Origin of the sequence: Streptomyces sp. NPDC005496, assembly GCF_042872045.1 — a bacterium.
In the GTDB taxonomy this organism is placed as follows: Bacteria; Actinomycetota; Actinomycetes; order Streptomycetales; family Streptomycetaceae; genus Streptomyces.
On the sequence record NZ_JBIAJQ010000004.1, the window covers coordinates 228,358 to 251,644 of the forward strand.

General features: G+C 69.8%; 20 protein-coding genes. 7 read left to right on the forward strand and 13 right to left on the reverse strand.

The window, feature by feature from the left end; translation table 11 throughout:
* Positions 1–228: 228 nt before the first annotated feature.
* The 3 genes from ACFYQQ_RS13505 to ACFYQQ_RS13515 all read right to left on the reverse strand — a co-directional run bounded on the left by ACFYQQ_RS13505 (position 229) and on the right by ACFYQQ_RS13515 (position 3,379).
* Positions 229–1,551 carry an aldehyde dehydrogenase family protein gene (locus ACFYQQ_RS13505; RefSeq protein ID WP_355785132.1) on the reverse strand — a complete coding sequence of 441 codons (1,323 nt, stop codon included), beginning with the start codon at positions 1,549–1,551 and terminating at the stop codon, positions 229–231.
* 230 nt (positions 1,552–1,781) lie between these two features.
* Entirely contained in the window at positions 1,782–3,023 is a 1,242-nt protein-coding gene (locus ACFYQQ_RS13510) for a sigma-70 family RNA polymerase sigma factor (RefSeq protein WP_355785135.1), read from the reverse strand.
* The gene (locus ACFYQQ_RS13515) at positions 3,023–3,379 is read right to left on the reverse strand and encodes a YciI family protein (RefSeq protein WP_355785138.1); all 357 of its coding nucleotides are present in this window, start codon (positions 3,377–3,379) and stop codon (positions 3,023–3,025) included. Before ACFYQQ_RS13515 ends, ACFYQQ_RS13510 begins: the two co-directional genes overlap by 1 nt.
* A 100-nt stretch (positions 3,380–3,479) precedes the next feature.
* On the opposite strand from ACFYQQ_RS13515, the gene ACFYQQ_RS13520 reads away from it, so the two are divergent.
* From ACFYQQ_RS13520 to ACFYQQ_RS13540, 5 genes are all read left to right on the forward strand, one after another.
* A complete protein-coding gene (locus tag ACFYQQ_RS13520; protein WP_355785141.1) occupies positions 3,480–4,541 on the forward strand; it encodes an acyl-CoA dehydrogenase family protein in 1,062 nt (353 codons plus the stop codon).
* 181 nt (positions 4,542–4,722) lie between these two features.
* Positions 4,723–5,118: a hypothetical protein gene (locus ACFYQQ_RS13525; protein WP_355785143.1), complete on the forward strand. Its 396-nt coding sequence runs from the start codon at positions 4,723–4,725 to the stop codon at positions 5,116–5,118.
* Between the two features lie 483 nt (positions 5,119–5,601).
* The gene (locus tag ACFYQQ_RS13530; RefSeq protein ID WP_356164242.1) at positions 5,602–6,816 is read left to right on the forward strand and encodes a glycoside hydrolase family 16 protein; all 1,215 of its coding nucleotides are present in this window, start codon (positions 5,602–5,604) and stop codon (positions 6,814–6,816) included.
* 477 nt (positions 6,817–7,293) lie between these two features.
* Entirely contained in the window at positions 7,294–8,349 is a 1,056-nt protein-coding gene (locus ACFYQQ_RS13535) for an aminoglycoside phosphotransferase family protein (RefSeq protein ID WP_355793171.1), read from the forward strand.
* A 218-nt stretch (positions 8,350–8,567) separates the two neighbouring features.
* On the forward strand, positions 8,568–9,302 hold the full coding sequence (locus ACFYQQ_RS13540) for a glycoside hydrolase family 16 protein (RefSeq protein WP_355793169.1): 735 nt from the start codon (positions 8,568–8,570) through the stop codon (positions 9,300–9,302).
* A gap of 43 nt (positions 9,303–9,345) precedes the next feature.
* Here ACFYQQ_RS13540 and ACFYQQ_RS13545 read toward each other — a convergent pair whose 3' ends face one another.
* The 7 genes from ACFYQQ_RS13545 to ACFYQQ_RS13575 all read right to left on the reverse strand — a co-directional run bounded on the left by ACFYQQ_RS13545 (position 9,346) and on the right by ACFYQQ_RS13575 (position 17,024).
* Positions 9,346–10,161 carry a polysaccharide deacetylase family protein gene (locus ACFYQQ_RS13545; RefSeq protein WP_356164245.1) on the reverse strand — a complete coding sequence of 272 codons (816 nt, stop codon included), beginning with the start codon at positions 10,159–10,161 and terminating at the stop codon, positions 9,346–9,348.
* Positions 10,158–11,162, reverse strand: coding sequence for a glycosyltransferase family 2 protein (locus ACFYQQ_RS13550; protein WP_356242820.1), 1,005 nt, complete (start codon positions 11,160–11,162; stop codon positions 10,158–10,160). The genes ACFYQQ_RS13545 and ACFYQQ_RS13550 overlap by 4 nt, the downstream gene beginning before the upstream one ends.
* Positions 11,159–12,454 (reverse strand): hypothetical protein, encoded by a 1,296-nt coding sequence (locus ACFYQQ_RS13555; protein ID WP_356164249.1) that lies wholly within the window; start codon positions 12,452–12,454, stop codon positions 11,159–11,161. Before ACFYQQ_RS13555 ends, ACFYQQ_RS13550 begins: the two co-directional genes overlap by 4 nt.
* A 56-nt stretch (positions 12,455–12,510) precedes the next feature.
* On the reverse strand, positions 12,511–13,755 hold the full coding sequence (locus tag ACFYQQ_RS13560) for a glycosyltransferase (protein ID WP_355786495.1): 1,245 nt from the start codon (positions 13,753–13,755) through the stop codon (positions 12,511–12,513).
* A 47-nt stretch (positions 13,756–13,802) separates the two neighbouring features.
* Positions 13,803–14,561, reverse strand: a complete 759-nt coding sequence (locus tag ACFYQQ_RS13565; RefSeq protein ID WP_388904561.1) for a glycosyltransferase family 2 protein — start codon at positions 14,559–14,561, stop codon at positions 13,803–13,805.
* Positions 14,562–14,769: 208 nt separating this feature from the next.
* Positions 14,770–15,198, reverse strand: coding sequence for a hypothetical protein (locus ACFYQQ_RS13570; RefSeq protein ID WP_355794803.1), 429 nt, complete (start codon positions 15,196–15,198; stop codon positions 14,770–14,772).
* Entirely contained in the window at positions 15,195–17,024 is a 1,830-nt protein-coding gene (locus tag ACFYQQ_RS13575) for a glycosyltransferase (RefSeq protein WP_356164257.1), read from the reverse strand. The genes ACFYQQ_RS13570 and ACFYQQ_RS13575 overlap by 4 nt, the downstream gene beginning before the upstream one ends.
* A 491-nt stretch (positions 17,025–17,515) precedes the next feature.
* Here ACFYQQ_RS13575 and ACFYQQ_RS13580 point away from each other — a divergent pair, with 491 nt between their 5' ends.
* On the forward strand, positions 17,516–18,235 hold the full coding sequence (locus tag ACFYQQ_RS13580) for an alkaline phosphatase family protein (protein ID WP_355794057.1): 720 nt from the start codon (positions 17,516–17,518) through the stop codon (positions 18,233–18,235).
* A gap of 19 nt (positions 18,236–18,254) precedes the next feature.
* Here ACFYQQ_RS13580 and ACFYQQ_RS13585 read toward each other — a convergent pair whose 3' ends face one another.
* Positions 18,255–19,337 carry a GNAT family N-acetyltransferase gene (locus ACFYQQ_RS13585; protein WP_388904564.1) on the reverse strand — a complete coding sequence of 361 codons (1,083 nt, stop codon included), beginning with the start codon at positions 19,335–19,337 and terminating at the stop codon, positions 18,255–18,257.
* Positions 19,338–20,058: 721 nt separating this feature from the next.
* Here ACFYQQ_RS13585 and ACFYQQ_RS13590 point away from each other — a divergent pair.
* Positions 20,059–20,745 carry a hypothetical protein gene (locus ACFYQQ_RS13590; protein WP_355791251.1) on the forward strand — a complete coding sequence of 229 codons (687 nt, stop codon included), beginning with the start codon at positions 20,059–20,061 and terminating at the stop codon, positions 20,743–20,745.
* Between the two features lie 191 nt (positions 20,746–20,936).
* Here ACFYQQ_RS13590 and ACFYQQ_RS13595 read toward each other — a convergent pair whose 3' ends face one another.
* Entirely contained in the window at positions 20,937–22,079 is a 1,143-nt protein-coding gene (locus ACFYQQ_RS13595; protein ID WP_355791254.1) for an LLM class flavin-dependent oxidoreductase, read from the reverse strand.
* 23 nt (positions 22,080–22,102) lie between these two features.
* Positions 22,103–23,287, reverse strand: a complete 1,185-nt coding sequence (locus ACFYQQ_RS13600) for an SfnB family sulfur acquisition oxidoreductase (RefSeq protein ID WP_388904566.1) — start codon at positions 23,285–23,287, stop codon at positions 22,103–22,105.

Here is a 23,287-nt window from a genome sequence, read left to right on the forward strand (position 1 = left end):
CTCAACCGCTTTGGTCTGTACCAGTCAAGGGTGTAGACCAGTCGGATCTGACAACGTTGGCACCGAACCGCCCCCCGACGGGCGGAGGTTGAGCGACTCACCGCCTCCGCCGGCCCCACGCACACCGGACAACTCACGGACACCGGCGGGCTCACGGCCACTGCCTGGCACGCACACGCCGACGGCCCGGGCCGTCCTCGACGGACCCGGGCCGTGTCGTCGCGCGGCTCAGCGCAGCGGCTTCTCCAGCACCGCCTTGCGGTGGCTGAACGTGTCGATCGAGTAGCGCCCGTGGTAGCTACCCATGCCGCTCTCGCCGACTCCGCCGAACGGCAGGTCGGAGACGGTCAGATGAGCCAGCGGGAGACCGAACCCGAGGCCGCCGGAGGACGTCTCGGCGGCAAGGCGGTGGCGCGTGTCGTCCGACTTGGTGAAGGCGTACAGCGCCAGCGGCTTGTCGCGGTCGTTGATGAAGCCGATGGCCTCGTCGAGGTCCGCCACGGTGACGATCGGCAGGACCGGGCCGAAGATCTCCTCCCGCATCACGGGCGACGCGGGATCGACGTCGGCCAGCACGGTCGGCGCGATGTACTTGGCGGCCCGGTCGGACGTGCCGCCGATCACGGTCCGCCCGGAGTCGAGCAGGGCGCCGAGCCGGTCGAAGTGCCGTTCGTTGACGATCCGTCCGTACTCCGGGGAGGTACTCGGGTCGGCTCCGAAGAGGGCCTCGACGGCGCGGGCCAGCTCCGGCTCCAGGGCGCGCGCGGTCGCGGGGTCGGTCAACACGTAGTCGGGTGCGACGCAGGTCTGCCCGGCGTTCAGGAACTTGCCGCGCACGAGACGGTCGGCGACGACGGCCGGATCCGCGTCGCGGTCCACGAACGCCGGTGACTTGCCGCCCAGTTCGAGGGTGACCGGCGTGAGGTGCTCCGCGGCGGCCCGCATGACGACGCGGCCCACGGTGCCGTTGCCGGTGTAGAAGATGTGGTCGAAGCGCTCGGCCAGCAGGGCCGTGGTCTCCGGGACGCCGCCCTCGACGACGGCGACCGCGTCGGTGTCCAGGTAGCGCGGCAGCAGTTGGGCCAGTGCGGCGGACGTGGCGGGAGCCAGCTCGCTGGGCTTGGCGACCACCGTGTTGCCCGCGGCCAGCGCGCCGAGCAGCGGCGTGAGCAGGAGCTGCACCGGATAGTTCCAGGGGGCGATGACCAGGACGACGCCGAGCGGGTCGTACCGCGTCCACGCCGTGGCGTCGGTGCCGAGGTGTGCGGGGACGGGCGCGGACTCGGGGCGCAGCCAGGTGTCCAGGTGCTCGAGGGTGTGGTCGATCTCGCGGATGGTGAAGTCGATCTCCGTGCGATGCGCCTCGGTGGAGCTCTTGCCGAGGTCCTCGTGGAGCGCGGCGGCGAGGTCCTCACCGTGGGCGGTGAGCAGCTCGCGCAGCTGCTTCAGCCGGCTCGTGCGCCATTCGAGGGGCTGGGTGCGGCCGGAGCGGAAGGTGGCGCGCAGCCGGGCGACGACGTCGGCGGGCTGCTCGGGGGTGGAGTGGTTCACGGTGCCTCGCTGGTCGGGCGCGGCCGTGAAGCCGCGCGTGGTGCTCGTGAGCTGGTCGGACGTCTCGATGTATATACCAACCTTTCATGTGCCCAAATAAATTCCGGGCACTCCGGCCTCCGTGTTTCCGCGCGGCCGTCGGCTCGTCCCCGCTCTGTGCGTCGGTGAGTCGTACGGCATTCACGGACCGCGGGGTGCGTGAACGGGCTCCATCTCCGCCCCGGTCGGCGTCAGGGAGGCTCGGCGGGCGGGGCGGGCGGGGTTGGGTCCGTGCGGCGCTCGTCCAGCTCCCTCCGGCGGCGTTCCAGGACGGCACGCTCCCCCGGGTTGGCGGTCAGCGCGAGGGCGGCCTCGTAGGCCTGGGCCGCCTCCGCCCGCCGGTCCAGGCGGCTCAGCAGATCCGCCCGTACGGCGTGGTAGGCGTGGTACCCGTCCAGGTCCAGTTGTCCGGTCAGGGCGAGGGCGGCCTGCGGACCGGACGTCTCGGCCACCGCGACGGCGCGGTTGAGGGCGACGACCGGGCTCGGGGCGAGGGCCATGAGCTGGTCGTACAGCCGGCGGATCTGCCACCAGTCCGTGGCGGCGGCGTCCGGGGCGTCGCTGTGGACGGCGTTGACGGCGGCCTGGATCTGGTAGGGGCCGGGCCGGTCGCGGCGCAGGCACCGGCGTACGAGTTCCTGCCCCTCGGCGATCAGCTCGCGGTCCCAGCGGGAGCGGTCCTGGTCGGCGAGGAGAACCAGCTCCCCGTCGGGGGTCTCACGCGCGGGACGCCGGGACTCCACCAGCAGCATCAGCGCGAGCAGCCCCAGGGCCTCGGGCTCGTCCGGCATCAGCTCGGTCAGCAGGCGCCCCAGACGGATCGCCTCCCGGCACAGGTCGGGCCGGCCGCCGTACCCCTCGTTGAAGACGAGGTAGACGACGGCCAGCACCCCTGCCACGCGGTCGGGCAGGTCGGCGTCGCGCGGGACCCGGTACGGGATGCGGGCGTCGCGGATCTTGGCCTTCGCCCGGACGAGCCGCTGGGCCATCGTCGGCTCGGGCACGAGGAAGGCGCGGGCGATCTGCGCGGTGGTGAGACCGCCGAGCAGCCTCAGGGTCAGGGCGACCTGCGCCTGTCGGGAGAGGGCCGGGTGGCAGCAGGTGAAGATCAGACGGAGCCGGTCGTCGCGCACGGGGCCCTCCTCGGCCGGTGCGTCCGGCGCGTACAGGCGGGCCGCCTCCGCGTGCCGGCTCTGCCGCGAGGACTCGCGCCGCAGCCGGTCGACGGCGCGGTTGCGGGCGGTGGTGATGATCCAGCCGGCCGGACTCGGCGGCACACCGGTCTCCGGCCAGGTCCGCACGGCCGTCGTGAACGCGTCCTGGACCGCTTCCTCGGCGTGGTCGATGTCGCCGAGGAAGCGGACGAGCACGGCGACGGCGCGGCCGTACTCCGCGCGGAACACGGCCTCGATCTCCGCGCCGGTGGTCTCCATCAGCCGTCGGCTTCGCCCATGAACGGGCGCACCTCGATCGGGAGCGTGGTCGCCCGCGCCGCCCTGCGGCCCCAGTCGAGGGCCGCGTCGAGATCGGGGGCCTTGATGAGGCAGATCCCGCCCAGGTACTCCTTGCTCTCCGTGTAGGGGCCGTCGGTGACCAGGACGTCGCCGCCCTCACCTGCCCGCAGCACGGTGGCCGTCTCCGGGCCGTGCAGTCCTCCGGCGAAGACCCAGGCGTCGGCGGCGCGCAGCTCGGCGTGGAACCCCTCCACCCTGTGCATGATCTCTTCCAGCACCTCCGGCTCAGGCGGCTCTCCCACCGGCTGCATCACGCTCAACAGGTAGTGCTTCATGACGTGTCCTCCTCGGTGTCGACCCGCTTGTCACTGCCTACACGAACGGGAGACCGCGGGATCGACACCGGACACGACGACACCGGGAGGATTTTCTCCGATGACCACCGCACCGCACCCTCTCGTCACCCGTGCGCGGCGGCTGGCGGCCGAGCTGCTGGCGCCCGCTGCGCAGCGGGTGGACCAGGAGGGAGTGCCGGCCGGCCACCTCGACGCGATCAGGCGGGCGGGGCTGCTCGGGGTGAGCGCACCGGTGGAGTACGGCGGGTCGGCCGCGCCCGCCGCGGTGGCCCGGGAGGTCGCCGAGATCCTCGCGGGCGCGTGCTGCTCGACGTGGTTCGTCCAGACCCAGCACCACACGCCGGTGCAGACCCTCGCCAGGAGCGACCTGCCGGTGCGGGAGCGGCTGCTGGGTCCTCTGGCGCGTGGGGAGCTGCTGTCGGGGGTGGCGTACGCGCAGCTGCGGGCGTTTCCGCGCGTGCCGGTCCGGGTGACGCGGGAGCGCGGCGGGCGGCGCTTCGACGGGACGGTCCCCTGGTACACGGGCTGGGGCCTGAACGATGTGATGCTGCTGGCTGGTGTGACCGAGTCGGGTGAGGCGCTGTTCGCGTTCACGGAGGCACGCGAGCAGCCGGGGCTGCGTCCGTCGCCGCCGATGCGGCTGGCGGCGCTCACCGCCTCCCGCACGGTCTCCCTCGCGCTGGACGGCCTGTGGCTCCCTGAGGAGGCCGTGGCGCTGCGCGTGCCGTTCGAGACGTGGGCGGCCGCCGACCGGCCGAGGAACACCAACGCCTCCCCGGCCGTCTTCGGGGTCGCGGAGGCGGCGCTCGCGCTGCTGGACGGCGATCCCGTCGCCGGGGAGACCGCGCGTGACCTGCGTGCCCGGCTGGGCCGGGTGCGTGAACAGGCGTACGCGCTGGCCGACCATCCCCACCCGCAGGAGCGCGTCGCGGAGCGGCTGGCCTGCAAGACGCGGGCCTACGACCTGATGCGGGCGGCCACGACGGCGGCGGTCGTGGCCGGCGGCGGACGGTCGATGGACCTCGCCGGCCCGGCGCAACGGCTGGCCCGGGAGGGGCTGTTCCTGCTGGTGCAGGGCCAGACGACCGAGGTACGCACGGCGCACCTCGCTGCGCTCGCGACTCCCGAGGACGAGGCCTGAGCGGCCACCCGGCTCGGCTCGGCTGACGGCTCCCCCGGACCCGGACGCGGGGTGCCTGGCCGGCGGACGGCACCATCCCCGGGGACAGGTACCTGGACCAGATGCAGTCCGACGCCGTGAAATTGCGGCGGGCCGCCGACCGGGTTGCCTACGCAGCCGACGTCAGCCGAAGGCTGTCGGAGTGCTGCTGGAGAGCAAGAGAGGACAGCTCATGGGCGTGTACGAGTCGATCAGAGGGGGGCTGGAGTGCGACGCGACGCAACTCGCCGCCGTCCGCAAGGTCATCTCCTCTCATGAGGACGACCACTACTCCGATGGGTGGGGCTCCCCGCGCCGACACGTCAACTGGGCCCACTACATCTTCTACGGGGCTGACATCCGTGAGTCCGCCGTGGACTGGTTCGCCGACCAGATCAAGGAGATCGCTCGGATCCCCGCTTCCGACGATGACGGAGACCTCGTCCAAGGCCTGTTCCTCGTCAGCCACGAAATTGCCGGAACGAGCGAATGGCAGGTCCGTGATGGCCGGCTCTTCACCTCGCCGGCGGGCACCAGACACCGGTTCCTCGACAGGTGACCCGCACGTCGCGGGGGTTACGACACCCCGCTCCGCCATTGCCCGTCCAGCGGCCCCTGGTCGACGGCAAGGCGGCGAGGGCGAGTTCAAGTGGCAGCCGCTCCTCGCATCCTGGGTCAGAGACAGGAAACGGCGGCAGCCGCAGCGGGCCTGTCCGCGACGTGGCCCCGTCGGTCACTGAACACCAGACGCGCATAATTCGACCCTTATGCCCGAATTATTTCTGACGTGTCGGACATCACTGAATCCGCCTCGAGTTGGCCAACTCGGCTGCCCGACAGGAATGTCGAAGGATTACAGGCATGCTTCGGCGTCGGTCGAGCACTTGCGGATTGGGTTCGCCTCACGCAGAGTCCATGACCATTCAGTCCTCCACCACTCACCTCTCGATCATGGCTCGACTGCCACATGGGGGCGAAAGGTCACGCGTACATGCCAATGAATTGCACACTTGATACGCCGAAGCACCGTCGTTCGCGCGCTATGCGAACGAAGCTGGCAGCACTTTCGCTCGCCACTGCCGCAGTGGTCGGAGGGCTCCTTACACAAACAGACCCGGCGGATGCCGCCACCACCAACATCGTGGTCGATTCCCTGTCCGTATCGGCGGCCGCGAACGGACAGACCAAAGCCACCGCCACGGTCCATGGCATCAGAACAGTCAAACTACAGGCGCTGACTGTCGCCGTGCGATCCGCCGATGGCGGTCAATACGACTTCCCCGGGGCCACCGCGACCACTCTGAGGACCACGCCCACCACGTACACCTCGGGCTCGCGTACATTCCCGGCGGGCGCCTACACATATTTCGTCGCGTACAAGTCTCACGGCAACTGGCACAGCCTCTCCCCGGTGAAGTCCTTCACCTCCGGCACCGGCTCCACAACGACGCCAACACCGACGCCGACGGCTTCGACTCCTGCGTCCACCCCTACGCAATCGCCGCCTCCCGTTCCAACAGCTACACCCACCCCCAGCGCACCATCCTCTGCGCCGCCCTCGAACGCCGCTGCGCCCGTGGGTATCGCCGGCGCATGGCGCCCTGTATTCAGTGACGAGTTCAATGGCACCCAGCTTGACGGTTCCAAGTGGAACTCGAACTGGTTCGGTTGTTCCGAGTGCGACACCAAGCCGCCCAACTCCGCTGAAGGGTCCGCCTATTCTCCGTCCCAGGTCACTGTCGGCGACGGCTCCCTCCATCTCAAGCTCATCGCAAAGCCGACCACCGTCAGCGGCAAGACGTATCCCAACGTTTCCGGCCTGGTGACCAGCAACGGAAAGGCACAGTTCACTTACGGCGCTTTCGAGGCCCGCATCTATACGCCCTCCTCCGGAACGCAGATGGCCAACTGGCCGTCCTTCTGGCTGGACGGACAGAACTGGCCGACGGATGGCGAGCTGGACGTCCTGGAGGGCCTGGGCGGCTCGGCCTGTTATCACTTCCATTCCACGGCAGGCGGTCCGGGAGGTTGTGCTTCCGGCAATTACTCCGGCGGCTGGCACACTTTCGGCGCCGAATGGAAGCAGGGTTCCGTTACGTACTACTACGACGGCAAGCAGGTCGGTCAGATCACCTCCGGGGTCACCTCCGCCCCGATGTACCTGATCCTCAACAACGCCATCAACCCCAGTCACAGCGGAACCAACCTGGTCCCCGCGGACATGATGGTCGACTACGTGAGGGCCTGGCAGCGCTGATCCCGTCGACGCCCCGGGCGACGGCGACTCACGCCCGTCCCATGGCATCGGCCCCCGAAGCGCCGATGCCATGGGACGGGCGATGTACGAGGCGAGTGGTCATGTACTGGCACTGGGGCCAATCGGTGCGCTGCAGGGCTACGGCATCGGCCTGCTCGCACGCCTTGGTCACGTCCACGGCGCCACTGGTGGCCGGGTGCGGAGCAGACTGAACGGCGCCAGGATCCGGCCCGCCAGACCGTGCGCACCTCGCCCAGCCTGCCGCGATGCAGCGGATGGTTGCCGATTCGGCAAGGAGCACGGGCACCACTCCAGCAAGCCCACCGCTACGGTCCATTCCGAGAATCTCGTCCGGAAAGGTACGATATGGGTAGAAGTTCTCAAGCTATTCCATAGCTTCGACGGCTGCATACCGACCCCGTTCATGGATTCCCCGCATGCGCGGGTCGTGCAGCGGAAGGCCTGGCAAGGTCTGGTATGAAGACTCCCGCCAAGATGTCCTCGCTCTCCGGTTTGCTGCCCCTCTACTTCCCGCGCGCACTGGCAGGCCTCGACGACCGCCTCCGGGCTCACTGGCTCATGCGCGGCGCCGGTCGCAAAGACATCACCGTGGTCCGGCGACCCTCGCTGCCCGAGGCGGGCCTGCTGGTCTTCGAGCTGCGACACGGCGCAGGAAGACTAGTGGTCAAGCACCCCAGGAATGAGGCCGGGGCCCACGTCATGGCGCGAGAGCGGGAAGTCCTGCAAGAACTCGAGGCCGACAACCGACTCGCTCCCTGGCATCCTCTCCTGCCCCGGCTCGTCGGCTCTTCCGAACCCTCGGGAACCGTTGCCCAGAGCCGGCTCCCGGGCATTCCGGCTGAACGACTGATCCTGGACGCCCCTGAGGACCCGTTCGCCGTCGCAGCTCCCGCCATGCGGCTGCTGGCCGAGCTGCGGGCCGCCACCGGCCGTGGCCGCAAAGCGGCCGACCGTATCCCGGCCTGGTGCGAGTCGCAGCTGACCGCCCTCTCCGCCGGAATGCCTCTCTACCGGTCCGGTCGGCGAGCGGCCGGATTCGAGACCCTGCGCCACCGGCTGGACGCGGCCCTGGCCGGAGCTGTGCTGACCGAGGGCTGGACCCATGGCGACTACCACCCCGGCAACGTGCTGCTCGACGGCGACCCCCTCCAGGTCACCGGTGTCTTCGACTGGAGCAGCGGCCGCGCCGACGGGCCGTGCGAGATAGACGCCTACTCCTTCGTCATGGCCTTGCGCAGTACCCTGACCGGCCGCCCGCTGGGTGGCCTGGTCGCCGATACGCTGCGCGCCGGCCGGGTACCGGACGCCGACCGTGCCCTGCTCGCCCTCGCCGGACTGAACCCGGACCACGGTGTCGCCGACCCGGTGGCCATTCCCCTGCTGAGCTGGCTGTGGCATGTGGCGAACAACGTCCGCAAGTCTCCGAGGTTCGGCCGCAGCTACGGCTGGCTCACGCACACGGTCGCACCCGTGGTCGACGAATGCGCCCGCTGGGCCGGTACGCGGCCGTGACCCGCCTCGGCGCCGCGCGAGACGAAACTGGCTGCCGCTTGCGCCTTCGGCCCCGTGTTGCGGTTCGTCGCGAGCAGTGGTTTCGCCGCGCGCCGAGTGGCCGGCGCCGTCGCGGCCGGGATGCGCACCCGTCCATGACGTCACGGGGTGTGGTGCTCGGAGTGCTCATGTTGTTGTCGGTGGCATGCGGCGGCTGCACTTCGACGCCCGGAGCGGAGGTGCCGCGGCCTCCGGTACCCGGCGACTGGCGCATGGCCTTCCACGACGAGTTCGACGGCTCCCGTCTCGCCACGGACCGCTGGACCACGTGCTACGACTGGAACGAGCGCGGCTGCACCATCAGCAGCAACAACGAACTGGAGTGGTACCAGCCCGGTCAGGTCGCCGTGAGCGGGGGGAAGCTGACCCTCACCGCCCAGCGCAGGGCCACGCCAGGCAGCGACGGAAAGGTCTACCCCTGGGCGTCCGGCATGATCTCCACCGGCCGGGACAACTGGTACGCCCAGCCACGAGAGACCTTCACCTACGGCTACTTCGAGGCGGCGATCCACATCCCGGCGCAGGCCGGGATGGCACCGGAGTTCTGGATGATGCCCGCGAGCCGCTACACCCCACCCGAGATCGACATCATGGAGTTCCTCGGCTCACCGAATCAGCTGGCGATGTTCGTGCACTGGCGGAACGCCGAGGGCGCCAAGAGGAAGCAGAGGGGGACCTTCACCGCGGCCGGGTTCGCCGAGGGCTTCCACGTCTTCGCGGTGCTCTGGGAGAAGGACAGACTCGTCTGGTACGTGGATGGGGTCGAACGGTTCCGCGTGACCGACCCGGAACGTATTCCCCACGTGCCCATGGAGGTCATCCTCAACCTGGCCGTCGGCCTGCCCTACGCGCCGTCCGCGGACAGCGTCTCGGCGCGCATGCTCGTGGACTTCGTTCGAATTTGGCAGCGTTGACACGCCGTCAGCGGTCCGTGCGACTGCGGCGCCCGGTCGATGGTCACGCGGGTATCGCCCGATACGGCCGACCGGTCGCCGCTCTCGCCCGGCGGTAGGCCCGCCAGCCCTTGGTCCGCAGTCCCTCGGGGAAGGGGGCCACGGGGGCTCCCCCACCTCTGGTCCAGAGCGCGAAACGGTCCCGACCCGTGTCCGCCCGGACCATGAGCCGGGCGAACTGCAGCGGATCGTCCCTCTCCGAACTAAAGGCCGACGTCGAGCGGATGGCGGCGGCCGAGATCCAGCCGGCCTCCCGTACCAGCGCGCGAACGCGCGGGCTGGAATAGCCGTGTGGGTAGGCGAAGGAGTCGACACGGTGCCCGAGCTCGTCCTCGATCCGCTGCTTGCAGCCGGCCACCTCCTCCCGCACCGATGTCGGGGGCAACGTGTCCAGTTGCGGATGGGTAAGGGTGTGTCCACCGATCTCGACCCCCGCCGTGTCCAGTTCCCTGACCTGGGCCCAGCTGAGCGTCGCCGCGGACGGGAACGGCCCGCCGCCCGACGGCCGTCCAGCGGTGCTGAGGGCGCCTGTGGTCACGTACAGGGTCGAGCCGAGTCCCCGTGCGGCGAGCAGCGGAGCCACGGTGGAGGCGAAGTCCGCGTATCCGTCGTCGAAGGTGAGGACCGCCGACCGAGGTGGCACCGGAGGGCCGCCGAGCAGTGCCGCGACCAGCTGCCGCAAGGGGATCACGCGCAGTCCGCTGTCGGCGATCATGTCCAGGTGCTCCACGAACGTGCGGGGACTCACCGTGAACTGCGCCAGCCAGCGCGGCGAGTCGTTCGACACCGCGTGATAGAGGAAGACGGGTACCCCGCTCATGAGCCGGCCGTCGCAGGTGACTTCGCTGCTTCCTGCCTCCGGGAGAGGTCCTGGGAACCCAGCGGCCGGACCGATCCGACGAGGTAACCGGCGACGGTAGCGCACACACCCCCGGACAGTGCCCCGATCGTGCGCAGCGCGCCGGGGCGCCGGATCCCGGTCAGGTTGCGGGCGAGGGCCCTGGGGATGGTCGACCGCACGTACGCGCGCTCGCTGGCCAGCGCCGGTCCGCTGCCGCAGCGCCGTGCTACGAGCGCCTTGGACAGCCCTTCGATGTAGCAGCGGTTGCGGAAGTAGGCCCAGCTGGCGCGGGACTCGGGGACCCGGTGCCGTACCTCGGCGGCAGGTTCGTACATCAGGACGGCCTGCGGGCTGCGGGCGGCGATCCGCAGACACAGGTCGGTCTCGTCGCAGCTCGCCACCGGACGGCTGCCCACGCGTCCGAGTGCGTCGAGGAAGCCGCCCACCGCGATGAGTTCCCTCCGGCGGAAGGACATGTTGGCGCCGATGAAGTTGCGGACGCGGGCGGCCTGTCGGGGCTGTCCCCGGTAGGAGCAGCCCACCACCCAGTCGAATTCAGGCGGGAACCACACCGGTCGCCGGGAGGCCCACCGCGGCCGGACGAACCCGCCGACGCCCATGACGCGGGGATCGCCGTAGGGGGCCAGCAGGCGGCCCGTCCAGCCCGGTTCCGCAGTGGCGTCGTCGTCGAGGAAAGCAACCACGTCGGCACCTGAGACCGCCACTCCGGTGTTGCGGCCCCCGGACAGACCGCGCCGCCTCTGGTTGCGCACCACTCGGACGCCGGACAGCTCCCGCGCGGCCCGCTCCAGGAGGTCCTGGTTGTGGTCCACCACCAGCACGACCTCGTCGGCCGGCGGGTCCTGGACCAGTACCGACCCGATCGCGGCCCGCAGGTCGTCCCACCGGTCGAGGGTGTAGGCGCAGATGACGACCGACAGGGTGGGGACGGTGCGACCGGTTGGAAGTGCGCTGTTCATGATGACCCTTCAGCGACGGGGACGAGCCAGCGGGACCAGGAAACGAGCAGGAAGACGGCGATCACGCACTGGGTGACGAGCCAGGCGATGCCTGCGCCCACGACACCGAACTCCGTGAGCAGCAGCGGGGTGAGCCCGAGCACCAGGACGCACATCGCCGCCTGCAGCGCCACCGCCCAGCGCAGGCGCCGCCGCGCCCGGGCCACGTCAATGGCCACGCTCAGCAGCAGGTTCGGCAGGGCGGACAGGGCCAGCATCCGCAGCAGCGTGGTTCCCTCGGCCGCGTACGCGGCACCGAAGAGCGACAGGATCTGTGGAGCCGCGGCGACCAGGACGACCGTGACTCCGCCGAGCAGCAGACCCGAGTGGCGCAGGACGCGCAGGGACTGCTCCACGAGTCGTTCGGGCCCGCGCACTGACTCCGCGAGCAGCGACGTCCCCATGTTGCGGGCGAGCAGATAGGGCACATAGGCGAGGCTCCAGGCCACCGCGAAGTAGGCGCTCTGTTCGGCGCCGAGCTTGTTCAGCACGATCAGCGGGACCAGGGTGTACGCGGCTACCCGGAACAGGGCGCCGAACCAGTCGGCCGCGGCGTAGCCGAGCATGCGGGGCGGTGGTGGCACGGTTTGCCTTTCCCGCTCGTGGCGGGGAATCCCCCTGCGTATCAGAACGGAGTTGGCCACGATCAGCGAGATCACGAGAGCTCCGGCCCACGACAGCAGGATCCCCGAGAAGAGGCCCAGGGCGGCGCCCAGAGCGAGTAGCAGGATCTTCGCGAGGGCGAAGATCAGGTTCTCGCCCACGACCCAGCCCGGCAGACGGACCGCGGTGAGCGCGCCGTCCTGCAGGACGAACACGGCGTAGCCCGCCGTGGCCACCACGAAGCAGATCGCGGTGACCGGGGACAGGAGGAAACTGAGCCTCGGCGCGACCACCGGTACCAGCGCGAGGAACGCCACGGCCACCACCACGCTGAAGGACATGCTGGTCGCGTAGCAGGTGAGGACGAGTCGGCGGGTACGGCGGCCGGCGGTCGGTACGAACCGCACCAGGAAGTCGTTGAGGTTGAGCTGCCCGATGCCTGTGAGCAGGAGGGACGCGGCGAGTGCCGAGGAGCTCAGGCCCACGGTCCGCTCGTCGTACAGGTGCGTCGCGAAGATCCAGAAGAAGAAGCCGAAGGCGGCGTTGATGAGGGAACTGAACGCGAGGACGTGTCCCGTGCGCAGTACGCGCTCCCGCGGGAGCGCGGCGCCGATACCGGCGCGCAGCATGCCCAGGGGGCGTCGTCGCATTCCGGCGCGTCTCGCGGCCGAGTCGGCGATCGGGCTGGTTCCCAAGGCGCTCACCATCAGCTTCCCGCGTCAGCGCCCGTGAGCCGTCCGCGGAGGTACCCGCAGGGGCCGTAGACCATCCCCCGTGCTTCCAGGAGCGCCAAGCGCCGGGACCACTCGGCCTCGGGATGGGCGCCGCGGTCGCGCGATCTGGTCATGGCGTAGCGGATGCCGCGGGGCAGCCGCCGCAGCAGTGCGGGCAGCAGACGCGGGTTCCTCAGCAGCGCGCCGGTGAGATAGGCACCGAGGCCGGCACCGTAGCCGAACGCCTGAGCGGCTATGGCGTCCCGTGTGCGGCGATGGCAGTGCCAGACGATGGCACTCGGCTGGTAGGTGAGGGTGTGACCGGCCGTCAGGATCTCGAAGAAGGCGAGCAGATCGTCACCACCCCGGCCTGGGGTCCCGGCGCCGGTCGCGGGGTCGAAGCCGCCCAGGGCGCGGAGCACGTCGGTACGGAATGCCATGTTGGCGCCCGAGCCGAAGCGTCCGGCGGTGAAGGGGAACAGCGGGTCCGCCGGCGGATCGATCAGTGACCAGCTGCGCGCCACGTACCCTTTCGCGAAACCACCCTGCAGTTCGAGGGCGTTCTGGGCCGGGGTCTCCAGTTCGGCGGGCACGATCAGTCCGGTGACACAGCCGATCCGCGTGTCCCGTGCGAAGGTCTCGGCCAGCGCCGACAGCCATCCGGGGTCGACGAGCGTGTCGTCGTCCGTGAAGGCGACGACGGATCCGCGCGCCTTGGCGAGCCCCAGGTTGTGGGCACGCGCCAGCCCGGCGACGGGGTCGTGGACGTAGCGGACCCGTCCGGTGAAGTCCCTGCGGACCAGGGCTTCGGTCGCACCGTCGGCTGGGGCGTTGTCGACCACGATGATCTCGAACTCGGGGTACTGCGAGCGCAGCAGCGTTTGCAGGCAGCGTCGCAGTTTCTCCGGCCGGTCACGGGTGGCCACGATCACGCTGATGACGGGTGTCCGGTCGAGTGCCTGGGGTCGGTCCGCCCGCCACTGTTCTTCCGTGGCACCGTCGTCCGGTCCGGTCCGGTCCTCGGCGCGGTGCCGCGCGAGCTGCCCTGCCAGTTCCACGTGCGCTGCGCCGGCCAGCGCCCGCCACAGGCCGTCGGGTCCGGAGGTGTCCGCGGCGCTGACCATGCCCAGGGGACGACCGTGCATTCGTACGAGTGCCCGGGCCTGTCCTTGTGGCCGGACCTGGCCCCGGTCACCGGGCAGCCGGAACTCGCCGGGACGGGCCAGATCGATGTCCACCACTGGCACCGGGGGCCGGAGGAGAGGGGAGCGGACCGGGGCGGACCTCACGCCGAGCTCCTCTCGGCGCGAGCGGCGGAGGGCCGGGCGCCCGGCCGTTCCGCGAACAGGGTGCGGAGTACCCGGCGTCCGTCGGATATGGCGTGGAGGTTCGAGCAGCCGCTGCGCCGGGGCAGTTCCAGACTGGGGACCTCGGCGATGCGCAGGCCGGAGCGCAGGGCGTGCACGATCATCTCGGCCTCGATTTCGAAGCCCGCGGCATGCAGGTCGAGCTGGTCGAGGAAACTGCGGCGGAAGGCGCAGAAGCCGTAGCACAGATCGGTCAGGCGGGCGTGGTACAGCCGGTTGGTGGCGATCAGGAGCGCGTGGTTGCCCATCTTGCGGATGGGGGTGAGGTCGAGCGAGCCACCGCCCGCGACGAATCTCGAGCCCTTGACGAAGTCGTAGCCGTGGTCGAGGAAGTGCACGAAGTGGGGGATCTCCGCGGGGGACATGCTGCCGTCGGCGTCCATCATCACCACGTAGTCGCCCTTGGCCTCGAGGAAGCCGGTACGCAGCGCATTGCCCTTGCCACGGCCGCTCTGTCGCACACTGTGCACGGTCGGCAGGCAGTACTGCGCCATGGGGATCGTGGCGTCGGTGGAGTCGCCGTCGACCAGGATGACCTCGTCCACGCAGGCCGGGATCTGCTCGAATACCCACGCGATGTTGCGCGCCTCGTTGAGGGCAGGGATGACCAGGCTGACGGCGGCCTGTGCCCCGGCTTCCCGGTCGCTACTGGTGATCGGTTCGTTGTACATGATCATGCGTCTCCGAGTGACACCTACAACATATATTTACAACGTATATATACACATTCGCCCGATTTGCGAGTGGAGTCAAGCGAACAGGAAGAGGGCTCGAAAACCGCCCCCGCCGGGCAGGCGGGGGCTGAGCGGGTGTTTCGGGCCTACGGGACCGTGGCGACGCCTCACGTGAACGCCTGCGGCACCTCGGCGAGGTCGCAGCGGCGCCTCAGTCCGAGGCCGGCAGCTCCGGCCGGCCGGGGTCAGCCGTCCCTGGGTCCGCGCCCGGAGTGACTCGCGGTGCCCGGCGCCGATGTCCGCCCGGCCACGTCATCAGGGCCAGGACGGTTGTGGCGGTGGCGAGCGCGAGCAGCGCCCGGGTGACGGTGAACGCGTCGCTCAGGAACAGGGGCACCGCGACGAGCACCGCCATCGACAAGCTGACCGTCACGGCAAGGACACCCCCCTCCAGAACCGCCGTGCGGTCCGTGGCGCCCACGGTGCCCGCCCGGGCCCGACGGGAGGCGGCCAGCCCGGGACAGGCGATCAAGAACGCCGTCGTCACCACGACGCGCAGGATCAGGGCGTCCGGCAGGAAGGTGACCACCGCCAGAGCCGCCCAGCCGGACAGCGCGAGTCCCAGCCGCAGAGAGGTCATCGTCCCGTTCCGCCCTTCGCGCCCTGATACCGGTAGACCACCACGTCCTTGCCGCGGAAGACGGGGATGTAGTCCCGGTTCTTCGACAGGGCCGATTCCAGGCGCAGCAATGTATTGGCGGGCAGAGCTCCTCTTTGGTAGATGTCGGCCGCCTGGGCCCGGCTCAGGATGATGTACGCGGGCTGTTGCGGGGTGGCCCGCTGGACGAAGCCCGCCAAGCCCTTCACCGGATCCTTCACCAGGCGCCGTCGGTCGCCGATGTCCTGCTCGTCCAACTGCACCTGGGCGTTCTGGTCGTAGTGCAGGTACAGGCCGGGCACGGCCGACGTGAGGGAGACGATCGTGGATCCGGGCGGCGAGGTGGCCGCGACGAAACGTCCGGCAGCCACCTCGTCCTTCGTGAAGTAGTTCGCCGATTCCTTGCCGTAGTAACCGAACATGAGTCCCGCGAGGAGGACGAGCAGCACGGGATAGACGGCCGGCACATGAAGGCGCGGCCGAAGGCCCGGCTTGCGGAGGAGGGCCGCGATCAGGAACGAGGCCGCAGGCAGTGCGAAGAGATAGGCGCGAAAGATCATCTCTCCGCCGTAGGCATTCGCCGCCAGGACCGGAAGCGGAGCGACGACGAGAAGGGGCAGGCCGGTGCGGCGGACCCAGGGGCGGGTCAGGAAAGCGATGCCCGCCAGCAGGAAGACCGTGGCGGACAGACTCCGGTCGACCCACGCCACCACGACGTGGCCCGGGGCCGCGGTGCCGAGGGCGGCCAGCCCCGAGACGACATTGGTGTCGGGCTTCAGCAGCGCGCCCAGGAAGTCGTTCAGGTTCGCCGAGATGTAGGGGCGGGCGACGGTGGCGTCCCAGGCCACGGTGAGCAGGACCGTACCGGCCAGGGCGGGCAGTACGGCCCGTCGGTTGCGCCGCGGAAGCGACAGCACCACCAGTGCGCTGATGAGCATGAGTGGTGTCAGCGGGTGCGAGGACACGATGACGGCTGCGATCACCATGACCAGCACGAATCGGCCCACAGGCCATCGGTCCTTGTGGATGCCGTCCGCACCGTACAGCGCGGAGGTGGGCAACTGCCCCATGATCAGGGCGATCACCGTCACGAAGAGCAGGAACGCGAAGGCCTGGGGGGCGAAGTAGTCCTGCCCCACCCAGGAACACGAGTAGTAGACCCAGGCCGCCCCCCAGATCAGCCGGCGGTCGCGGGTCACGGTCCGGTAGAGCAGCAGCAAGGGAGCAAGCAGCACGGCGTTGAAGACGGGCGGGGTCCAGATCGCGTAGCCGAGCGCCGAGTCCAGACCAGCGGCCTGCACGAAGAACGCGTTGAGGTCGAAGAATCCGGGCCATTGGTTGTAAAGGGCGAGCTTGTCCGCGTTGGGTACCTCACCGCGGTTGCGGATCACCGCGTCGACGACCGCGACGTGTTTCCATGCCCAGCTGTAGCGAAGTGTCGGATAGAGCAGTGTGGGGGTCGCGTGGATGACCGCGATCAGCCCCAGGACGTAGCCCGCGAACCATCCACCGCCGGTTCGTCGGCCGGTCAGCGCCAGGCAGAAGCCGAGGGTGAGCAGGCCGACGGCGACCCAGAAGAGGACCGGCAGCACCTGCAGCAGACCGTAGTCGCGCATCCCGGCGAGATCCACGTGGCGCAGGGACAGCAGCCAGAGGGCGAGAGCAGCGGGAAGGATCAGGCGCGTCGCCCACTGGAGCGCCGTGGTCCGGTCGGAGGGGCGCCGCTCCCCGGCGGCACCGGGCCGCCGGACCGCGGCGTTGGTGAAGGACGCCACGCGCCCGCCTGTCAGCGTCTGGAGCTTGCCCATGAAGAAGTCTCCCGGGGAACCGGTACTCCCACGACGCCTCTCAGGACGCTGAACGCCGACTCCTCGAGGGGACCGGCCGTCCTCCCACGGCCGACGGAGGCGTTGACTCGACGCATGTGGCACCTTCCGGTTCCGGCCTGTCGGTCTCCCGCCCCGTTACGACGGCCGTAGGCGACACGTCCGTCGGCACCCCCGCTTGTCGGTCCAGATCAGCGCTGGATGTCGACCAGGAAGAGGTATCAATACCGATTGTGACGGTATTTCCGATTGCTGCAAGTGGCGGTTCGCGGCGGTCGCGCGCGGCGCGCGTCGAAACGGCCCCCGGACAGAGAGCGGTGAAGCCACAGGTGAGAGGCGTAGGACTGGGGCCGGGACGCCGTTCGGCGAGAAAACTCCTCGCATGGGCGGCCGTGATGGCGTCGCTCCTGACCACTGCGGGCTGTGACGACTCACCGGGTCGAACCGGGCTTCCCCGGCCGGACCACATCGTCGTGGTGATCGAGGAGGATCAGCCGTACGGCGCCGTCATCGGAAGCGCGGAGGCCCCGTACCTCAACCAACTGACCCGGCAGGGGGCCTCCCTCACCCAGTTCTACGCACTCACCCACCCCAGTCAGCCCAATTACCTGGCGCTCTTCTCGGGCTCCTTCCTGGGGGTCGACGACGATTCCTGCCCGCACAGACTCACGTCGCGGAATCTCGGCTCTCAACTCCTCCAAGCCGGCCACACCTTCGTGGGCTATGCGCAGAGCATGCCGCGCGTCGGGTTCACCGGCTGCGCCGACGGCGCCTACGTGCGCAGGCACAACCCGTGGGTGAACTTCGACAACCTTCCCGCGTCCGCCAACCGCCCGTGGACCGCGTTCCCTCGCGACTTCACGGATCTGCCGACGGTCGCGTTCGTCGTCCCGGACCTCGAACACGACATGCACGACGGCGGTGTGCGGCAGGCGGACACCTGGCTGCGGAACAATCTCGGCGGCTACGCCGAATGGGCGATGACCCACAACAGTCTGCTGGTCGTCACCTGGGACGAGGACGATGCGAAAGGACCCAACCATGTCCCCACCATCCTGGTGGGTGAACATGTCCGGCAGGGCGACCATGCCCAACCGAACAGTCACTTCGGACTGCTGGGCATGATGTTGGACGCCTACGGCCTGAAACCCCTTCATCACAGCGACGATGCGGAACCCGTCGACGTGGGGTGACCACGGGAGGGAGGAGACCTTAGGGGTCCTGAAAGCGAATCAGGCGTTTGACGGCCGTCCGCAGCCGGCGATCGGCGGCCGAGACGGGAAGCCGTTCCCGGAGGAGCCGCGGAGAGTGGAAGCACTCCGCGCCGAACCCCGCCTTGAACTCGGCGAGCGAGGACTGCGGGACGGACTCTCCCATGTCGAACGTCCGGCAGGCGGCCTCGCATGCGTCCTCGATCGCCAGCCCGTAGAGCAGGGGGATGGCGCGCACCGGATGCGCCAGTTCGCGGTCCATAGCGCCGCGCCACATCTTGGCGTGACCACCGTGGCGCAGGACGATGCACGCCCCGGCGGGCTCACCGGCGCGCCAGGCCATCCAGATCGCACACCGGTCACCGAACCGGGCAGCCACCTCTTCCAGCCGGCTCAGAGGGAACTCCCGCGTTCTGCGCCAGCGGGCCAATGCCAGCGGTTCGTGCTGCTGTTCGGCCCAGCGCACGATCGACTTCTGGTACAGGTGGTAGAAGGCAGGAACCAGCCGGCCGCCGCGATCCACCTCGACGTCCATCTCCGAGCGCTCGGCCCGTCGGATGTCCCGCCGCCTACGACGTCCGAAACGCTCCTCCCAGACGGTGCCGAAGCCACCGTCGAGATTCACCATCTGCGTCATGTGGGGCTCGAGATCGAAGCCGGTCGCGGCGTTCGCCCATGCGGCCTGGTCCGTCGGCCGCAGCCGCACACCGACCCGGAGCGCGCGCAGCCGCGCGAGGTCCGCGAGGACCGCACGTGCCTCCGCCGGACTCACGCTTTCCGCGCACACCGGCCCTCCTATGCCCCATTGGGCAGGCCAGGACTCCTCCACGCCCAGGATCCGCGGGCGGTGTCTTCTGGCGACCATGGGGAGCACGAGGCGTCGGCCTCGCTCGAACTCGTAGAGGCGGCTCGCGTCCCGGTACGGCCCTGTGGCGCACAGGCACTCCAGCCAGAGTGGAGTCTGACTGGGGTTGGTGTCCGGATCCTTGCCCGCCAACTCCCACCAGACGGCGCGTGGAGCCGGTGTGGTGATGTGCGCGAGACCGGCCGGAGTGTCGATCACGAGCTCAGCAGGTGCGTTCACGGGCCTCTCCCGCCCGGCGCAAGGGTCCCGCGAGGACGACGCTCGCGGACCGAGGACCCACGTGCCCACCACCGATGCTAGGCGGGGCATCCGGGCCGGGCATCTCGGTGGGATCGGGTGCCGGACGTCCATTCCGGGGGCCTTTGCAGCGAAAGGAACTCCGATGCCCCACTCGGAGGGCCGGCATCTTGGGCGATCAGACGGGAGGGCCAACCATGTCGGTGTTCCGGCGGCACGACGATCCCGCCGTAATTGTCGAGTTCGTAAGGTCGACTGGCATCGTCATAGGAATCAGTGGCGCAAATAGAATTCCGAGCAGGTCGGGATCCAGGTAATCAGTGCTCCGTCACTCCCGCCGACCAAGCGCTGCCACCTGGCTCGACGCGTTCTCCATCACTCAGCAGGCCGCACCTTGGTCACGCTCCGGCCGCGTGGCTCCCGACGGAGGGGGCAAGTGAACTGGTGGATCCTCACGAGCGGCGGCGACAAGCCGCCGCCGCGGTCGGCGCCGGGGCGAACGCAACCCCCCGGTCTCTCCCTCTACGCCAAATTGCGGAACGCCAAGGTGAAAGGTATTATCACTTTAAGTCAGGAATACTAGCGACCGGAATAATATCGCCAGTCGATAGAGGTACCCGTGCACCAATTGGACCGAACTCAGAGTTCCACGCGGATGGTGCGCCTCCATCAGCGATTCCCCTCGGTTCGACTGTTGCGCAGCATGCGTCGCAAGCTCGACGACGCGATCGATCTGGTCCGCCTCAAGCTCGACGCACTGCCCGATGGCATCTACCAGCCGGTCCCAGGCATACCCGTGCGGAAGGCCAAGCGATCGGTCGGTACCGGGTCGCGATGGGCGGCGATGGAGCCGGTCGTCGAGCGGCTCGAGGTGGAGAGCGCAATGGACGTAGGCGCAAACGTCGGCTATTTCCCGATCAAGCTAGCCAAGCGCGGGATACCCTCCGTGGCACTGGAGTCGGATCCGAAAAGCGTTCGGACAGCGATGACAGCCGTACGACGGAACCAGCTGGACAACGTCGCGGTGATGGACCTCGAGCTTCGCCCCGACACACTCGCCCTTCTTCCGGCGACCGACTGCACCCTCCTGTTGTCCGTTTGGCATCACCTGGTGCGGGGGCTGGGTCTTGAAGCCGCCACCGACCTGCTTCGAGGGCTCTGGGCCCGGACCGGCAAGGTGATGTTCTTCGACAGCGGCGAGAACGAGATGCCCGAGTCGTTCGGACTACCGCGGATGGTGCCGACGCCTGACGTCTGGCTCACGGAGTACCTGCAGACGACCTGCACCGGCGGACGAATCGAACACCTCGGTCGCCACCGCGCCTTCGACGCCGACGGTCTCCCGACTGACCGGGCGCTCCTTGCCGTGATCCGGGAAACGTCCCGGTGACGGCGAGGTGGTGCGCCTCGCCCGGACCAGGACGGTCTCGACGCTGACTTCGGATCCCTGTACGCGAGTGCCAGGCTGTGCGCCCGTCGGGCCCAGGCGCACGCCTCTCAGGGGGCGGGAACAGGATGCTGGAGCAGGGCTCCCTGAAGCGGCTCCCCTGAGCGGTCGATGCCGTGGCCGTGCCCAGGACACTAGCTCGTGAAAGGCACCTGGGACGTGGGGGTCGGGGACGGGGCGGACGGGTGGTGCCAGAGGCCCTGGGACGCCAGGCGCGGGAGTACGCCCTCGCCGAACCAGTACGCCTCTTCGAGGTGCGGGTAGCCGGACAGCACGAACTCGTCGATGCCCAGGCGGTGGTACTCGACGATGCGCTCCGCGACCTCGTCGTGGCTGCCGACGAGTGCGGTGCCCGCGCCGCCCCGGACCAGGCCGATCCCGGCCCACAGGTTCGGGTGGATCTCCAAAGCGTCCCGTCCGCCGCCGTGCAGGGCGAGCATCCGCCGCTGGCCCTCGGACTCGCTGCGGGCGAGTCCTGCCTGCACCGACCTCACCGTCTCCGGGTCGAACCCGTCGAGCAGCTGTCGCGCCTCGGCCCAGGCCCGCTCCGAGGTGTCGCGCGTGATGACGTGCAGCCGGATACCGAAGCGCACCCGGCGCCCCTCCTTCTCGGCCAGGCCACGGACCCACCGGATCTTCTCGGCGACCTGGGCGGGCGGCTCGCCCCAGGTGAGGTAGACGTCCACGTGCCGCGCGGCGACCTCGCCGGCCACGGGAGAGGAGCCTCCGAAGTAGATCTCGGGGACCGGGTCGGGCACCCGGGCGAGGCGGGCGTCCTCGACCTTCAGGTGCTCGCCGGACAGGTCGACGGTCTTGCCCTCCCACAGGTCGCGCACGATCTGCAGGAACTCGCCGGTACGGCGGTAGCGGGCGTCCTTGTCGAGGAAGTCGCCGTAGGCCCGCTGCTCGTGGCTCTCGCCGCCGGTGACCACGTTGAGCAGGAGCCGGCCGCCGGTCTGCCGCTGGAAGGTGGACGCCATCTGCGCGGCGAGCGTCGGGGACACGAAGCCGGGCCGGAAGGCGACCAGGAACTTCAGCCGCTCGGTGTGCTGGCTGACCATCGCGGTGGTGAGCCAGGCGTCCTCGCACCAGGCGCCGGTGGGGGTGAGTGCCCCGACGAATCCCAGGTCCTCGGCGGCGCGCGCGATCTGGCTCAGATAGCCGACGGTCGGCGGCCGGTCCCGGCCGGAGGCGGTGGCCGGGGTGCCGTGGCCACCGCCGACGACATGCCGGCTGTCTCCGTTGGTGGGCAGGAACCAGTGGAAGGTGAGGGGCACGGGGGTCTCCGATCGTGGGGGACTCAGAGGAGTCCGTGACGCGGGGGAAGGGTTCCGTTGAGCACGTACCGGCCGATGTGCTGGATCTTCCAGCGGGCCGGGTCGTGCAACGTGTGGGTGCGGGCGTCCCGCCAATGACGGTGCAGGTTCAGGGAGTCGAGGGCGGAACGGGTTCCGGACACTTCGAAGACGGCTCCCGCGACCTCCACGGCGGTGGCGGCCGCGTGCGCCTTCGCGGCGGCCACCGCGACCGAGGCCTCGGCCGCCGACGCGTCGGTGAGCCGGGCCCGGGCCGTGTCGACCGCGCGCGCCGCGGCGGACAGGAGCGCTTCGGAAGCCCTTACCTGGACGGCCAGTTCACCGATCCGCTGGATCAGCAGCGGATCCTCCGCGGCGCTGTCGGCACCGCTCTCGAACCAGGGCCTGCTGCTGGTGCGGACGAAGGACACCGCCTCGGCGAGCGCGCCCGCCGCGATGCCGGTGTCGCTGGCGGCGTGCAGCAACTGGGCCACCGCTCCGTGGAGTTGCGGTCCGCGAAAGGTGAGGTGGTGCGGCACCACCCGGTCGGCGGGCACGGGCACGGCGTCCAGCCGGACGGTGCCGCTGGCCGTCGTGCGCTGGCCCATGCCGTCCCAGTCGTCCACCACGGTTACCCCCGGCGCCTCGCGCGGGACGTACGCCACGTGCAGGTCGTCGTCCTCGGCGCGGGCGAGGACCGGGATCCAGTCGGCGAAGAGCGCGCCGGTGGAGTAGTGCTTGACGCCGGTCAGGACGTAGGAGCCGTCGGGGGCCGGTTCGAGCCGGGTGCGGATGTCCTGGACGTGCCGGGTGCCCGCCTCCGACTGGGCGTTGCCGAAGCGCCGCCCGGCCAGCACCTCGGCGAAGAAGAACTTCCGCTGCTCGGACGTGCCCTGACGGCGGATCACATTGACGTAGACGAAGTGGCTCTGCGGGATCTGGGCCAGGCTGGCGTCGGCCGAAGCCAGCAGGCGGAAGATCTCCGCGAGGGTCTCCTGGCGGACGTCCGCCCCGCCATGCTCGGCCGGCACGGTGACGGCCAGCAGTCCCGAGACGGAGAGCCGCTCCAACTCGGCGTGCGGCAGCCGGCGTTCACGGTCCCGCGCCGAGGCACCGGCGCGGAACTCCTCCGCGAGCGAGGCGGCCACCGCCAGTGCCTCGGCGTCGTCGGCGATCACGGGGACGGACAC

Bases quoted from the DNA above. Each gene is read 5' to 3' on its own strand.
- ACFYQQ_RS13510 (WP_355785135.1), bottom strand. From the start codon at position 3,023: ATGGAGACCACCGGCGCGGAGATCGAGGCCGTGTTCCGCGCGGAGTAC.
- ACFYQQ_RS13515 (WP_355785138.1), bottom strand. From the start codon at position 3,379: ATGAAGCACTACCTGTTGAGCGTGATGCAGCCGGTGGGAGAGCCGCCT.
- ACFYQQ_RS13520 (WP_355785141.1), top strand. From the start codon at position 3,480: ATGACCACCGCACCGCACCCTCTCGTCACCCGTGCGCGGCGGCTGGCG.
- ACFYQQ_RS13530 (WP_356164242.1), top strand. From the start codon at position 5,602: ATGCGAACGAAGCTGGCAGCACTTTCGCTCGCCACTGCCGCAGTGGTC.
- ACFYQQ_RS13535 (WP_355793171.1), top strand. From the start codon at position 7,294: ATGAAGACTCCCGCCAAGATGTCCTCGCTCTCCGGTTTGCTGCCCCTC.
- ACFYQQ_RS13545 (WP_356164245.1), bottom strand. From the start codon at position 10,161: ATGAGCGGGGTACCCGTCTTCCTCTATCACGCGGTGTCGAACGACTCG.
- ACFYQQ_RS13550 (WP_356242820.1), bottom strand. From the start codon at position 11,162: ATGAACAGCGCACTTCCAACCGGTCGCACCGTCCCCACCCTGTCGGTC.
- ACFYQQ_RS13555 (WP_356164249.1), bottom strand. From the start codon at position 12,454: ATGCGACGACGCCCCCTGGGCATGCTGCGCGCCGGTATCGGCGCCGCG.
- ACFYQQ_RS13565 (WP_388904561.1), bottom strand. From the start codon at position 14,561: ATGATCATGTACAACGAACCGATCACCAGTAGCGACCGGGAAGCCGGG.
- ACFYQQ_RS13570 (WP_355794803.1), bottom strand. From the start codon at position 15,198: ATGACCTCTCTGCGGCTGGGACTCGCGCTGTCCGGCTGGGCGGCTCTG.
- ACFYQQ_RS13575 (WP_356164257.1), bottom strand. From the start codon at position 17,024: ATGGGCAAGCTCCAGACGCTGACAGGCGGGCGCGTGGCGTCCTTCACC.
- ACFYQQ_RS13590 (WP_355791251.1), top strand. From the start codon at position 20,059: ATGCGTCGCAAGCTCGACGACGCGATCGATCTGGTCCGCCTCAAGCTC.